Genomic DNA, 14575 nt, shown 5'->3' with positions numbered 1-14575 from the left:
TTGGGAGGGGGTGGAAGTAGTGACTATCTTAGAAGTTAAAAATGCCACTTTTGCTTATGAAAATTCCGATAATATCTTTGAGGGTGTAAATTTAACTGTTGATAGGGGGGACGTGATCTGCATACTGGGATCTAATGGGTGTGGTAAAACCACGTTAATGAAATGCATGAACAAACTGCATGAACTTAAAGATGGTGCTGTTTATATCAACGGTGAAAACATTAAAACCATGGATCAGCGTACAATAGCACGCAACATTGGATACATTCCACAGGGCCATGTTTCAACATTCGCATTTTCAGTATTTGATGTTGTATTAATGGGAAGAACACCACACTTGGACTATTTAGATTCACCTGGAAAGAAAGATAGGTTAATAACAGAGGAAGCCCTTAAAAAGTTTGGAATTTATCATTTAAAGAACAAACCTTACACTTCTTTAAGTGGAGGTGAGCAACAGCTGGTATTTTTTGCAAGGGTAATAGCGCAACAACCTCAAATACTGCTTTTGGACGAACCAACATCTCATCTGGATTTTGGTAACCAATTAAAAACTTTGAACATAATCTCAAAATTATCACAAGAGGGAATAGCAATTGTTATGACTTCACATTATCCGGATCATGCATTCATATCCGCCAACAAAGTTGCACTTATGAAAGATCAGGGATTTCTGGGTATTGATACACCAAACAACATCATAACCACCGAAAATATGGAAAGAGTATATGGAATTCATGTAAAAATAATGGAAATAAGTCCTAATAGGAAGATATGCGTGCCTATTGAGATATTAACTGATTATAACAAATAATATTGATTAATAAAACGTGTTTAAAAGAGGTGCTTAAAAATGAGTGAATACAGAGGGTTACTAGAGATGGCAGGTAAATTTCATGGGGATATATGTGGGGGAATAGTTATGGGTACTAAGCTCGCCATTCATGGAATGGAAAAAATGCAAATGAAGCCTGGGGAGAAGGATAAAAGGTTGATAGTGTACACTGAAATCGATCGATGCATATCAGATGCCATAATGTCAGTTACACAGACATCACTCGGTAAAAAATCCCTCAAACCAATGGGTTATGGTAAATTTGCAGCAACATTTGTAAACATAGAAACTGGTGAAGCCTTAAGGTTAGTGGACAGAGAAGCAAACAACAAGGATGAAAGAGCCGATGATGAAACAATCGAAGAATTAATAGAAAGGATCGACGGCACACCTGGAGAAGAGTTGTTTGATGTTCAAAGGGTGAGTGTGAAGATAGATAAAAATGATCTTCCAGGAAAACCCTTAGAAATTATGAAATGCAAGGAATGTGGTGAAACAGTTATGGATGGAAAACATCATATTAAAGGAGGCTATGCCTACTGTACTTCCTGTTACACAGGATCATACTACACCCTACTTTAAGTCTGAAACAAACTTATTAAAGATAGACCTACAAATTTAAATGTTGATACAAAATGAAAACTATTGAATTTAAAACCATAGGTACCATACACACACCATTCAAAGATCTTGAAGGAATGCCAATACAACCAATTGGTGCAAGGGGAGTGAAGGGTCAAATTGAACTTGAAAAGGAATATGAAGATGGATTAAAGGATCTTGACGGGTTTTCACATATAATACTCATCTATCATTTACACCTGTGCAACGGTCACCTTTTAGAGGTTAAACCATTTTTAGACACAGAAAAACGTGGAATTTTCGCCACAAGATCACCTAAGCGACCAAATCAAATAGGAATATCCGTAGTCCGCCTTGAAAATATAGAAGGATCAACTCTCCATGTACAAGATGTTGATGTGGTGGATGGAACTCCATTACTGGATATTAAACCCTACATTCCACACTTCGATAAACACGAAGCTGATGAAGTGTCAATAGGCTGGTTTGAAGACAAGCATCAAGAAGCATCTGATAAAAGATCTGACAGGCGATTCATTGATGATTAAGAAGAAATAATTTAATTGGGATTTAATTATTAAATTACCAATTATTCTTCAATTCTTTTTTTCAATTTTAATAAAATGAGTTTTTAAACCAAATATTCGGTTCCTGATTTTGCTGGATTAGAATTCTTCCATATCAGAAACCTTCATCATGGTTTCAACTGCCTTAGGTTCAACATCCATGCCATGCTCTTTCAACGCAGCAATGGGGTTTAATCCTCCAGGGGCTACAATTCCAACATGGTAACGTTCAACTTTGGCATTGTAAACAAGTTCACTTGGTTTGCCTATTTTAAGTATCGAAAATCCAGCATCCTGCACTTCTTCAAGCACTTCCACAGCATCCTGACGTGAAACATATGGAATTTCTCTTAAACTAGCTAGAACTCGGCCCCCTCCCTTAATTGCTTCATTAACTGAGGTCATGTTCTTGGCTATATATATTTCATGGGGATCCAATGATGAGCCGTTGTATGCTGTTAATTCAATGAAACGTGGCTGTTTGGAATTGGTTTCTAAGATTCCTCCGTACTGTGGTGTGGTTGACACCCCATGTTTTGTGAGTATCCCATCTATGGTCAGGCTGCATACTGTGGCTATTCCTACTTTATCCTTTTCGTTACCAGGAACTGTGGCGAAATATTTACTTGTGCAGAACTTGGGTCCAACTTTCATTACTTCTTCAAAGATGTCCATGGCATCATCAAGATCCTGTTTTCTGATGTAAGAAACATTGGTTATGACATTTCCTGCATGAGTTTCAACATCAAAATCTACTTGGTAGATCAAATTCCAAGTTTTAGATAGTAAAAACTTGACTTTATCTGCCTTTTCTGGACCTGTAATTTTTAAAATAGAAGTGGAATCCACAAAATTTTCCATTCCTTTAAATTCCACGTTGTTCTCAGCTAGTTTAATATTCACATCGTATCCTGCTTCTTTAGCAGCGCATAATGGTGAAATTCCGCCGGTAACAGCTATTCCAACCATGTTATCATCGACTGGTATACCGAGAACAGATTCTCCTTCTTTACCCATCTTTAAAAGTCCATGAATCCCAATTTTTTCGAGATCCTTGAACAATGAAGCTGCACTGGCCCTGGCACTTTTCGGTATAAGCCTAAAATTTGCAGGTATGGTTCCGTTTCCATTTTCTATTACTTTCAAAACAGATGTCATGTTTTTATCTGTAAACGCCTCAAGCGGAGTCATTGAAGTCTTTTTGTAGGATATTAACTCGGTGAACCTAGTTGGAACATAATCATTGACCTTTACAATACCTCCATACTTGGGTATGACTGGTATCCCCTTTCCAAGCAGCATACCATCGATGGTTGTACCACAAACAGTATCAAACTTTAATTCCTCTCCTTCAACAGGGGTATTATGGAACTTCACATAGTTACTCACGGCCACTCCCCTTTCAAATACAGATTTAAGCAGGTCAATTATGTCTTTTTCATATTTGAATGAGGATGTGTTGACTATGACTTTTCCAGTTCCATCTGAGGGGTTCAGTGTTGTTTGATGGATCATATCCTCAAACTTGGAGAAGATGAAGTCTACTTGGTCGTAGATCAGTCCTTTATCTAGTTCTTTATGTCCTTTATTAGTTATTTGTCTTCCTGCGTATCCTATACGTTCAGTAAATCCTTTTTCATCCAAAATTCGCATGTGATATCGCACTGCCCTTTCTCCAAGGTCGTAACCTTTCTTTTTGAGTTCTTCTGCTATGGTTTTGGCTCCCAGCACTTCATCCCGGTCTGCCAAAATACGCAGAATTTCCATCATTTTACGATCAGTCTCTTGCGGCATTTGTTCACCAATAAAAACACTTTTTTTAAGTTATTACTTTGAATTTATAAGTCTAAATCCTTCAATGCAAATCTATTGAATGGAATATTTAAAAAGCTTATGTTAATAATTTTTTAACAAATTCAGTTTTTTTATTACCGAATTTTAAAAATAAAAAAGGAAAGAAAGAATTAAATCATCAAGTACTTTTCGAGTTCGTATGGGAATACCTGTATCCTGTAGTCGTCCCATTCTTTTTTCTTGATGTCCATAAACTGTTTGTACACATGGTCACCGAGGGATGATTTAACAACATCATCCTGTTCTAGGGCATGGTATGCTTCCCAGAGGCTGGATGGTAGTGTTTCAATTCCTTCTCTTTCAAGTCCTGCTGCATCTAATCCGAACACATCGATTTCTGTTGCTTCACCTGGATCGATTTTGTTGTTGAGACCGTCCATTCCAGATTCTAGCATTGCTGCAAATGCTAGGTATGGGTTACAGGATGGGTCTGGGCATCGGAATTCAACCCTTGTACCGTTTCCACGGGAGGCTGGGATTCTGACTAATGTTGACCTGTTTTTAAGACCGTATGCTATGTAGCATGGTGCTTCGTATCCTGGTACTAACCTTTTGTAGGAGTTGACAGTAGGTGCAACAATTGCAGATAGTGCTTTGGAGTGTTTGAGTAATCCTCCTATGAAATATCTTGCTTCTTCAGATAACTGATCTTGTCCATCTGGGTCGTAGAAGATGTTTTTTCCGTTTTTGAATAAACTCTGGTGGACGTGCATACCGCTTCCGTTTACACCGAAGAATGGTTTTGGCATGAAAGTGACCATGTAACCTAGGTTGTCTACTATGGCTTTTATAGCCTGTTTGAAGGTTATGACAGCATCTGCTGTTTTCATAGCATGGTCAAATTTGAAGTCAATTTCGTGCTGACCTGGTCCCACTTCGTGGTGGCTTACTTCAACTTCAAAGTTAAGTTCCTCTAATCCTAAAACTAGTTCTCTTCTAACATCAGTTCCCTGGTCAACTGGTTCAACATCGAAGTAGATACCATTGTCGTGAGGTACTATATGACCTTCTGCATCTTCACCTATAATGAAAAATTCAGGTTCTGGGCCAACGTTGTACTCGTAACCTTTGTCTTCAATTTTTGCAAGAGCCTTTTTGAGAATGTACCTCGGGTCTCCTTCAAAAGGAGTCATATCTGGCCAGTAGATATCGCATATAAACCTGCATACACCCTTTTCTTCTGGTCTCCATGGTAGTGTGGAGAATGTGTCAGGGTCTGGTTTAATAATCAAGTCACTAGCATTTATGTCAACAAATCCATCTACTGATGAACCGTCAAACAGTAATCCATCCTTGAGTATGTCTTCAATGTCTTCTGGTTTTGATATTGGGACTGCCATGTTTTTTGGAGTTCCATGTATGTCCACGAACTGCAGTCTAATAAATTTTGTGCCGCATCTTTCAATGTTTTCAATAACCTTTCCTATTTTGTCTTCCATGATCAATTACCTCCATGAGAATATTCATGATCTTTATACCGGAAAGTAGTTTCCTTTTAATAATATATAAATGTTTTGAAGATAATTCAGTGATCTAATGTAGTGATTCCATTGGTTTTTGCTGTACATTGATGATTATATCCAAGGATCAATGTTGAAATGCTTAACCCTACCCATCAACGATTTTTTGATAAAACTACTTTTTAATTGACAGAAACTGATTTGTACACATCAACTAATCAAATTTAACCAATAAAAAGAGTAAAAGCAGGAGTTAATTAAAATTCAACTACTGAAAATGATTCTTTCTTTAAAAGATCGAATATTAATACTTCAGGTGCCATGATAATATTTCCCTTTCCAGTCAATATCTTCACAACTTCAAATGACTGTAAACATCCAACTATGTTTGGAACTGGCCCAATAACAGGCGGAACCTCTTTAGCCAATTTTGAAACTTCATTAAAAACATCTTCAGTCAATTCTTTACCAAAAGAATTCAATCTAAATGTTTCTTCGTAATTGGGAGTTTCATTGGTGAAGGTTGTGACTTGTCCCATTGTACCATGAATGGCACCATGCACAAAAGGCACCCCAAGTTCCATGGCTTTTCTGCTGGTTATAATTCTTGTTTTTAGGTTGTCAAGAGCATCCACCACGATACTACTGCCATCTACTATTTCTTCAACGTTTGATTCATTTAACTCAGTGTTAAAAACATCGATGTCAACAAAGGGATTAATGGACTGGATAGTTTCTTTGGTTACATCTGTCTTTGGATGTCCGACATGATCTATACTGCTCATGAGCTGTCTGTTGATATTGGAGTAATCAAATACGTCTTTATCAACTATTCTAAGATGATTTACTCCCATCCTTGCAAGCATTTCAATTACTGCACCTCCAATACCGCCACACCCAATCACAGTTACTACTGAATCTTTAAGTTTTAACTGCTCTTTTTTGTTTAAAATTCCCTTCTGCCTGTTGATCATTTCCCAGTATATATTTTCATCGTAATCATTTGACATTTACAAACACCTACAGAACAGTTATTCACAACTTTTAGTTAACTGTTTACAATTGATAATTTTTTCAAAATATGTGCCTCAAGAAGTAAACACCATAATTTTTTGTTAAGCTAATTACATCCGTCGATACTAGATTTCTTCAGCATCGTAACATAGGAAGAGTTCCTTAAAAAACGGACACCTGCCCCTACATTCAGAATTTTTATCACAATCTTCACAGCTGGCTTTGGTGTTTTCCGCGACAAATTCCCTGTAATCAAAAAGTTTTTCCTGCCAAATGTCTTCAATACTAATTTTATTCAAGTTGTAGCCGTAACTTGCATCGTTGCAAAATGAGCAGGGGCTTACATTTAAGTTTTCATCGATGTAGAGTGAGAAAAATCCACATTCACAGCTGTCTACAAAGTCTGTATCAATTGCAGTGTGCTTGATCAGGACAGGAACGAAGCAAGCATCAAATCCGATTTTTAAATCGGTGGGGGATTTGTCAACGAGGTTTAGAAAATCTGTTAGTTCTGGGCCTTGTTGCAGTATATCGGAATTCGATGCCCTTCCAGTGGGCTTGTAGGTCAAAAATATCACAGAGTTAAAATTTAACAGATATTCCTGTAAATCTCCCTTTAAAATTTTTATGGCTGTTTCAATGGTACTATTCGATACTACGTAGTGTATGTTGGACGATATATCATTGGCCTTAAGTAATTTTCCCAGCTCTTTAAGTTCGTCCAGTGTAAGGTTCCTAGTGGGATCCCAAGATACTGCAATTGCACCACAGCATTCACGGGTTGTTTTAAGATTTTCTTCTGTGAAAAATTTTCCACTGGTTGTGTAGTTGGGAATGATGTTGTATTCCCTTGTCAATCTCAACATTTTGCTGAAATCGGGATGGAGAAGTGGTTCTCCGCCTCCAAGGGCTATCTGGAATACGCTCCCGAATTTTGTATTGTTGAGTTGTTCAAGACAAGTTTGGAAGTCTTCTATGGACATAAAACTTCCTGTTTCACTGCTCTGTCTGTAACAATAGTCGCAATCGTTTGTACAGTAATTTGAAATGGATATGTCCACCAGTTCTGGCCATGGTGCCATGTAAGGGTCTTCATTGAAACTATTTCCCCATCTAAATGTAACTCCTGTTTCGGGATCTGCCAGGAAATTGTAACCACTGAAATGTTTTCTCATCATGAACTCCCTTTTTAATCGCATTCACATTTAGGGTCAATGATCTGTGTTGCACCTATGCCATAGAGATCCTTGCCTTTGCCCTTGACAACTATCCAATTGATTAGGTTCCATAGTTCCTCATCTGACAACTTACTGAAGTCTGTAGATGCAATTTCATCTGGATCAATGTTTTCATTTAGTTTGATAGATTTTCCTATCAAAAATTTCTTTTGAGTGAAATAAAATTCATTGTCCCCTATTTTTGCCTGTTTACCTTCATTTTTCATTTCATTCTTAAGGAAGTTAAGAAGTTGAACAACACCTATTTTCCCAGTTTTTGTGAAGTGTTCGATGTTCACATCAAAAATATCTTCCTTGGCAGTCAAAATGAAACTAGTTGAACTGCTGTTTGTCACAAAATCTCCACGTATCTTCAATTTTAAACCTCCATGAATTATCTGTTCTCTAGTACAGAGTTATTTCTGGTTTGCTTTGAATAAATTTTTTCATGAAAACTAAAAAAATCATGTGTGAGAGTTGATCAACACTGTTTATTCAGTAGAATTTGTTTAATTTTTAATTTAAAAAAAATAGAATCAGAATTAATAGATGAAGGAAATTAGGGAAATTTGGAGGTATTCCCCTAATCTCAGTTGTCTATGGCGTCCTACTTAAAACATTTCAGTCGATTTATAACATTCCATTGTATGTTCGATGAGCATATTTAAACGTATCGATTATTTCAATTCTTCCCCAAACCCGATGAACTAAGTATATTCGACACTTGTTCTTCAGTCAAGTTGTAGTGATAAAACTTGGAATAAAATGTTTGTGTGAGATTATTCAAGTCCAGATCCTGGAATTTGTCTGGATAAAGGACTTTAGCTGTCCATGGGATCCCAATTATGGTGTTAGCTCCCGGTGGGCTTTCAAACCAGTTGAATGGATCTTGAGGTGTTAAATAGACTTGTTTATTTTTAACAGCTGTGATATTCTGCCATAACTGATTATTATAAACTGAATTGTAAAATTCACTGCTGCTAGTGATGATAACATCAGGATTCCAACTGATGACCATTTCCATGGAAACTGCCATGCCTCCACTGGCAACAGGTGCCTGTACAACACTCTTACCTCCACTTATGGCAATCAATTGTGTTTGAGGGGAACCTGCAGCAAATGTTGTTAGTCCATCGCTGCTTCTGGCATAATAAACCTTTTTCTTCTCAGAATCAGGTATGGTTGAAACAGTGCTGTTGACCTGATCCAGCACAGTTGTGTAAAAATTGATTAAATCATTTGCCTGGTTTTGATTTCCAAGTGCAGTTCCCATAAATTTAATAGATGGAATAATATTTGTTAAATTGTTATCTCCTTCAATATCTAACGCTGGAATTTCTCCAAACTTCTGTTGGATCTTGTTTATGGTATCGTTATCTCCTCCATGTCCAACAAACACAATATCGGGCCCTTTGGAAATAACACCTTCATAGTTAGCTGTTCCTTCTCCCTGTCCCTGTCCACCACCTAATACTGGTAGAGTTTTATATTTGTCTGGCATGTAATTGTTGGTACCATTTTGAGAGTTCCAACCAATCATGGTATCAGGGGCCAGCATGTAAAGCAGTATTGTAACTGATCCTGCAGTGGAATAGGTTTTATTGATCTCAGATGGCACTGAAACAGTTCTGCCTGCCATATCAGTAATTTGGCCGTTATTTGGGGATGTATCTTGCAGGTTTACATACGTCCAAATCAAACCAACCACTGCTAAGATTGCTATTAAAGAGATTATAATTATTTTCTGATCTTTCATTGTTAACACCGAACTTTAACTAGAATAAGTTCTGCTTTACGACATGATCTAATATAGTTAGTGGTTATGGGGCTGACACCCAAAAAAATCGCTATTATAAATGTTTCTATTCCAACTTAATAGATTATAAAGCCATATAATTCATTATATTAATATTTAAACGATTTTTATCTAAATATTTCGTTGAATTATGGATCAATAATTTATTTATTTGATTAAACTTCCAAATATTAGGATTTAAATCTTAGGAATACATCCGATATGTATATATATGCAATTTGCTATATTTTTTTATGTCTTACTTAACAATTGTTAAAAAAGGAGGGGCAAAATTAAAAGTTTAGGGTAAGTACACAGTTTACATACCAAACAGTGCTTTGAATGACAAAGCAGGAAACAGTGCAGCCAGTTACACCCTGAACTACGCAACCAAGAAATAAACCACATCCTTAACTCTTTTTATTTTTTTGTTAACCAACACTATTTTTAATAACATCAAATTAGAATTAGGATCAAAAATAATCTTATGAAAAATATGGATACAATAAAATGGGGAATAATTGCAAAATTTCAGAAAAAACCTCTGTAAGAAGGATAACACTCGAGGGAAGATCGGGATCCATCAAGGATTTAAGATTCAAAAAGAGTGGATTTAAAAAGTGCATACAGTGTGGAAGATGTACTGGAAGCTGCCCATCAACAGTTATCCACAAAGATTTCAATCCAAGGGACATGATGCGCAGGTTCATGTTCGAAGATCTCAACTCGGATCATGTCAATGAAATCATATGGAAGTGTGGCCAATGTTACTCCTGCAGATCAAGATGTCCTAGAAATTGTAAAGCAGGATTAGGAGTAGTCGCACTACAACATAAATCCTATGTAGATGGTAAAGCACCAAAAAACATAGTTGAAATAGCCAAAAAAATAAGAAACAATCTTTACTCCAGGGGAGAGACAATTACCCCCGAAAGTTATAACTTAAATTTGAAAGAAGAATTTGGGGAAAAAACTGCAGAAAGATGTTCTGATAACCATAAAAAACGTGAAAAACTCGGGTTTATGCCCGAAGATGCCCGTGAAATTCCAATCCCTGAAGATTCACTCGATGGAGTGAGGTACATTTTAAGATCAACAGGATTCAAGGAGACAAACCATGGATGAGAGTACTAAAACTCCGAGTCATTACCTGTTTAAAAGTTGTACAGCAGGTTCCATATATCCGGGAATAGAAATATCAACCCGTTACGTCCTTGATTCCCTTGAATTAAATTTTATAAACGATCCAAGACAGTCTTCATGCACAGGATCAGGAGTAAACCTGGGTGTGGTGCCTATGGAAACTAACATGGCACTCAATGCCCGAAACCTATCTTTGGCAGGAGAAACTGATTCTGATGTCGTTTGTATTTGTCCCTTGTCCTACACAAATCTTAAGCACTGTCAAAAACTCATTTCCAAAGATAACAAACTTGAAAATAATTATGAAAAGATCATGGATGAAATTGGCCTAAAATACGACATAAAATCTGATGTGAATCATATATCCGACCTATTTTTGGAATATAAGGATGATATCGCAGGATTAACCCAGGAATTCTCTTCAAATATCAGAGTGGCCACACACCATGGTTGTCAATACTCTAAATTCTTTTTTAAAGACGTTAGTTCTGGCACATTTGAACATCCAACAGTTTTAGATGAAATATTGAAAGGTGTAGGGTTTGAAGTGGTGGACTACGATGAACAATTCCTTTGCTGTGGTGGGGGTTTACATCGCTACATGGCAGATAAGGAGTACTCCAAAAAAACCTTCAGAAAAAAATTTCAGAGTCTTGCAGAGGTTATGCCTGATATCATAGTTACCCAATGTCCAGGATGCACATTTAACATGGATTACTTACAAGAAAATGTCCTCGAAGAATTGAAAATGGAATGCAGCATACCTGTACTAAACATAGCCGAACTTCTGGCATTGTTAATGGGAGTAGAACCAGAAAACATAGGTTTGGATATGCATGCAGTGGATCTGGAACCATTTATCAAAAAACTAGAATTAGGGAGGGATGATAAGTGAAACCAGGAGTTTTCCTATGTTGCTGTGGAGACAACATTTCAAGCAAGATAGACCTTGATAAACTAAAAAGATCTGTCTGCGAAGATGTACAGTTCATTGATGAAGCTACTTACCTATGCTCCAACGAAGGCATGGAACATATTGTGACGAAGATAAAATCCGAAAAACCTGGGGGAATTGTTATTGCTGCTTGTAGTCCAAAAATGCATGAAAAACGGTTCAGAAGCTGTGCTGAAAGGGCTAATATGAATCAGTATTTGGTGGACGTTGCAAACATTAGAGAACAGTGTGCATGGGTTAGTAAGGATCCTGATCCAACAGTTAAGGCCATTGATATAGTAAACTCATCAATCAACGCAGTTAAAAATTCAGTTGGCCTTGCTAAAATTCAAATTCCAGTCATAAAATCTGCACTCGTGGTTGGTGGAGGTATTTCCGGAATAACAGCAGCATTGTCCCTGGCAAAACAGGGTATACATGTACATTTAGTCGAAAAATCGGCCAGCATAGGTGGTAACATGGTCAAAATAGGTAAAGTTTTTTCAGCAGACACCCTGAGTGAAGAATGTGCCATGTGTTCATTGGGACCGTTGATAAGTGAAGTGGGAGAAAATCACAATATAGATGTGATTTCCATGGCGGAGGTTTCTGGAGTAAGTGGACACATGGGAAATTTCTCAGTTACCCTCCAAACCGATCCAAAGATGATTGATGGTGACAGATGCACATCATGTGGGCGATGTGCTGAAATCTGTAGTATAAATGTTCCAGATGAATTTAATTTCAATTTAACACTTAGAAATGCTGCTTACAAACCATTTGCAGGAGCTTTACCCTCTTCATTTTCCATTGATCCCGATGCATGCATCAAATGTGGAAAATGCGTTGAAGCCTGTCCAGTAGATGCCATAAATCTTGAATCCAAAACAAAGAACATAGTACTGGAGGTAGGTGCAATTGTACTGGCAACAGGATACACAGAACTAAATCCAGAGCAAATGGAAGAATTTGGATACAAACGGATCCAAGGAGTCATTACACAGATGGAACTTGCAAGGCTGCTTGCTGTAAATGGTCCAACATCTGGGAAACTAATTTCACCTTTAACAGGGAAAAAACCCCGGAACATAGTCATGATACAATGTGTGGGTTCAAGGGACAGGAAGCAGGGATCGATCCCCCAATGTTCAACAATATGCTGCATGACGGCATTAAAACACGCAAATTACATCGTGAATCATAACAAGGGAACTGACATTTATATCTGCTACACAGATATGCGAACTCCCGGAACTTACGAAAATTACTACTTCGAAACACAAAAGAAGGGTGAAAAATCATTAAGATTCATAAGAGGGAAGGTTGCCCAGGTTAAAAAAGTAAATAATGATGCCTTAGTGGCGAGAGTTGAAGATACGTTGGGTGGCGGAGTAACAGATATAGAGGCGGATATGATAGTTTTATCATCTGCACTCATGCCTTCAGACACCATAGCTGGTGTCCAAGAAGCCACTGGGGTAGGTTTGACCAATGAAAAATTTGTGAAGGAAAAAAATTCTAAGATGGACCCAACACAGACAACTGTGCCGGGAATATTTGTGTCAGGAACAGCTAAAGGTGCAATGGACATAACTGAAACAATTAACATGTCCAGATCTGCAGCTTCAAGAGTTTCTGAGATGTTAACACAGGAATTCATAGAGGTCGAACCTAACTTTGCAGTGCTTGATCAAGATAGGTGTAATCAATGTTTAAGTTGTTTAGAACAATGTCCAGCCAAAGCAATTTACTTAGATAAAATGGTTGAAGTAGATCCAGTAGCGTGCACAGGATGTGGCTACTGTGTATCCCTATGTGAAACAAAAGCTCTTTCCCTTCCACTCTATTCAGATCAAGTAATACAGGCAAGAATAGATGGCGCCCTTAAAATGGGGAATCGGAGCATCTTAACATTTCTAGATGAAAAAATAGCATATGTTGCTGCAGATAACATGGGATCCAACAGATTGAACTACCCCACAGATGTCCGCATAATCAAAGTCCCATCAATTTTAAGGTTAGAAGTTAAACACCTACTATACGGATTTAAAAAAGGTGCTAAGGGAATATTCTTAGGAGATGGAACAGCAAATGCTTCAGACGAAACTATGGATGAAATGTTAACTAAAAAAGTTCAAGAACTCATGCAAGGAGCTTCAGAAGAAGGAATTGATCCTTCTAGAATTTACTTTTATCCAGCTTATCTGCCCCACTACAAGGGCTTGGCAGATAAATTAAAGGAATTTTCCAAGATATTGGAAAAAATTGAATAATTATATGATTAATGTGTTTTCAGAGACATATTTTTAAAAAATGAGGAATGATATCAAAATGATATACGTGTGTTTAGACGATACTGACAATTTGGAATCTCGAGGAACTGGTAAGTTGTCTCGAACAATAGCCAACGAACTTTCGAAAAATTATCCTGTATACGGTGTTACAAGACATCAGCTTTACAAACATCCTGAAATTCCCTACACATCCCACAACACCTGTTCAGTCATTCATATTGAAACAGATGATGATATTGACGTAAAATACAACGATGAACTTTTTGAAGCTGTTAAATTTGAGATGATGGCTGATTTCATAGATGGAAGCGACCCAGGACTTGCTGTTGCCCATGAAGATCAGATTAAACCTGCCCTCACAGCATTTGGTAACGATGCAAAGTATAAAATTCTCAACCAGCAACTTGCAAGGGGACTGGCAAAGAATTTGGGCATCAGACTAGAAGGTCTTGGAGGAACTGAAGATGGAGTTATTGGGGCAATGGCAGGAATAGGTCTCGCACATACAAAAAATGATGGAAGATTTTTGCTTGTGAAAAATAATAAACTCAAAGGTTCAAACACTGTTGAAACAGTACTAAATTCTGGGGTTGATGCTGTTTACACCATTGATGGACGATTAGTTACAAAGGGTGTCATCGTAAATGACAGCAAACTCACAAAACCGTGCCCTGTTAACGGCGAAGTGATCCTTTTTGTGGTGGAAGAGAACGGACTGTTGAAAGCTGTCAATCGAGGCTGATAATAAAGTGAATAATTGAAAATCTAATTTTTTTGCTTTGATTAACCATTTATTTTTTTAAATTAACTCGTAATTTATCTTTATTTTTATTGTTTTAGTTTATTAATCATAAAATTACTTATTAAGTTTTTTTCTAGCC

General features: G+C 37.2%; 13 protein-coding genes. 7 read left to right on the top strand and 6 right to left on the bottom strand.

All coding sequences use genetic code 11. The features are described from left to right. Positions 1–19 precede the first annotated feature (19 nt). Genes METBO_RS12325 through tsaA form a run of 3 tightly spaced genes read left to right on the top strand, consistent with a single transcriptional unit; the run spans position 20 to position 1965 of the window. Positions 20–814 carry an ABC transporter ATP-binding protein gene (locus METBO_RS12325; protein WP_013646052.1) on the top strand — a complete coding sequence of 265 codons (795 nt, stop codon included), beginning with the start codon at positions 20–22 and terminating at the stop codon, positions 812–814. Positions 815–853: 39 nt separating this feature from the next. Next, a complete protein-coding gene (locus tag METBO_RS12320; RefSeq protein WP_013646051.1) occupies positions 854–1417 on the top strand; it encodes an FmdE family protein in 564 nt (187 codons plus the stop codon). 53 nt (positions 1418–1470) lie between these two features. Continuing rightward, positions 1471–1965: a tRNA (N6-threonylcarbamoyladenosine(37)-N6)-methyltransferase TrmO gene (gene tsaA, locus METBO_RS12315; protein WP_013646050.1), complete on the top strand. Its 495-nt coding sequence runs from the start codon at positions 1471–1473 to the stop codon at positions 1963–1965. 117 nt (positions 1966–2082) lie between these two features. Here the strand turns inward: tsaA and METBO_RS12310 are convergent, their stop codons facing one another. From METBO_RS12310 to METBO_RS12285, 6 genes are all read right to left on the bottom strand, one after another. Continuing rightward, on the bottom strand, positions 2083–3777 hold the full coding sequence (locus METBO_RS12310) for a DUF128 domain-containing protein (RefSeq protein ID WP_013646049.1): 1695 nt from the start codon (positions 3775–3777) through the stop codon (positions 2083–2085). A 170-nt stretch (positions 3778–3947) separates the two neighbouring features. Then, the gene (glnA, locus tag METBO_RS12305; RefSeq protein WP_013646048.1) at positions 3948–5276 is read right to left on the bottom strand and encodes a type I glutamate--ammonia ligase; all 1329 of its coding nucleotides are present in this window, start codon (positions 5274–5276) and stop codon (positions 3948–3950) included. 278 nt (positions 5277–5554) lie between these two features. After that, complete coding sequence (locus tag METBO_RS12300; protein ID WP_013646047.1) at positions 5555–6307, bottom strand: HesA/MoeB/ThiF family protein; 753 nt, start codon at positions 6305–6307, stop codon at positions 5555–5557. Positions 6308–6436: 129 nt separating this feature from the next. Continuing rightward, the gene (locus tag METBO_RS12295) at positions 6437–7489 is read right to left on the bottom strand and encodes a radical SAM protein (RefSeq protein ID WP_048186473.1); all 1053 of its coding nucleotides are present in this window, start codon (positions 7487–7489) and stop codon (positions 6437–6439) included. A gap of 11 nt (positions 7490–7500) precedes the next feature. After that, positions 7501–7905: a hypothetical protein gene (locus METBO_RS12290; protein ID WP_013646045.1), complete on the bottom strand. Its 405-nt coding sequence runs from the start codon at positions 7903–7905 to the stop codon at positions 7501–7503. Between the two features lie 305 nt (positions 7906–8210). Further along, positions 8211–9284 (bottom strand): ABC transporter substrate-binding protein, encoded by a 1074-nt coding sequence (locus METBO_RS12285; RefSeq protein ID WP_013646044.1) that lies wholly within the window; start codon positions 9282–9284, stop codon positions 8211–8213. A gap of 549 nt (positions 9285–9833) precedes the next feature. Here METBO_RS12285 and METBO_RS12280 point away from each other — a divergent pair. Genes METBO_RS12280 through METBO_RS12265 form a run of 4 tightly spaced genes read left to right on the top strand, consistent with a single transcriptional unit; the run spans position 9834 to position 14436 of the window. Further along, complete coding sequence (locus METBO_RS12280) at positions 9834–10448, top strand: 4Fe-4S dicluster domain-containing protein (protein WP_013646043.1); 615 nt, start codon at positions 9834–9836, stop codon at positions 10446–10448. Further along, positions 10441–11361, top strand: a complete 921-nt coding sequence (locus METBO_RS12275; protein WP_013646042.1) for a CoB--CoM heterodisulfide reductase iron-sulfur subunit B family protein — start codon at positions 10441–10443, stop codon at positions 11359–11361. The genes METBO_RS12280 and METBO_RS12275 overlap by 8 nt, the downstream gene beginning before the upstream one ends. Next, entirely contained in the window at positions 11358–13673 is a 2316-nt protein-coding gene (locus METBO_RS12270; RefSeq protein ID WP_013646041.1) for an FAD-dependent oxidoreductase, read from the top strand. Before METBO_RS12275 ends, METBO_RS12270 begins: the two co-directional genes overlap by 4 nt. A 58-nt stretch (positions 13674–13731) precedes the next feature. Then, positions 13732–14436 carry an ABC transporter substrate-binding protein gene (locus METBO_RS12265; protein ID WP_013646040.1) on the top strand — a complete coding sequence of 235 codons (705 nt, stop codon included), beginning with the start codon at positions 13732–13734 and terminating at the stop codon, positions 14434–14436. Positions 14437–14575 lie beyond the last annotated feature (139 nt).

The sequence above is a fragment of the Methanobacterium lacus genome (genome assembly GCF_000191585.1).
GTDB lineage: Archaea > Methanobacteriota > Methanobacteria > Methanobacteriales > Methanobacteriaceae > Methanobacterium_B > Methanobacterium_B lacus.
This window is presented reverse-complemented; position numbering and strand designations above follow the sequence as displayed.

Excerpts from the sequence above, each read along its gene's own strand:
- METBO_RS12320 (WP_013646051.1), top strand. The coding sequence starts at position 854 with ATGAGTGAATACAGAGGGTTACTAGAGATGGCAGGTAAATTTCATGGG.
- tsaA (WP_013646050.1), top strand. The coding sequence starts at position 1,471 with ATGAAAACTATTGAATTTAAAACCATAGGTACCATACACACACCATTC.
- METBO_RS12310 (WP_013646049.1), bottom strand. The coding sequence starts at position 3,777 with ATGCCGCAAGAGACTGATCGTAAAATGATGGAAATTCTGCGTATTTTG.
- glnA (WP_013646048.1), bottom strand. The coding sequence starts at position 5,276 with ATGGAAGACAAAATAGGAAAGGTTATTGAAAACATTGAAAGATGCGGC.
- METBO_RS12300 (WP_013646047.1), bottom strand. The coding sequence starts at position 6,307 with ATGTCAAATGATTACGATGAAAATATATACTGGGAAATGATCAACAGG.
- METBO_RS12295 (WP_048186473.1), bottom strand. The coding sequence starts at position 7,489 with ATGATGAGAAAACATTTCAGTGGTTACAATTTCCTGGCAGATCCCGAA.
- METBO_RS12285 (WP_013646044.1), bottom strand. The coding sequence starts at position 9,284 with ATGAAAGATCAGAAAATAATTATAATCTCTTTAATAGCAATCTTAGCA.
- METBO_RS12280 (WP_013646043.1), top strand. The coding sequence starts at position 9,834 with ATGGGGAATAATTGCAAAATTTCAGAAAAAACCTCTGTAAGAAGGATA.
- METBO_RS12275 (WP_013646042.1), top strand. The coding sequence starts at position 10,441 with ATGGATGAGAGTACTAAAACTCCGAGTCATTACCTGTTTAAAAGTTGT.
- METBO_RS12265 (WP_013646040.1), top strand. The coding sequence starts at position 13,732 with ATGATATACGTGTGTTTAGACGATACTGACAATTTGGAATCTCGAGGA.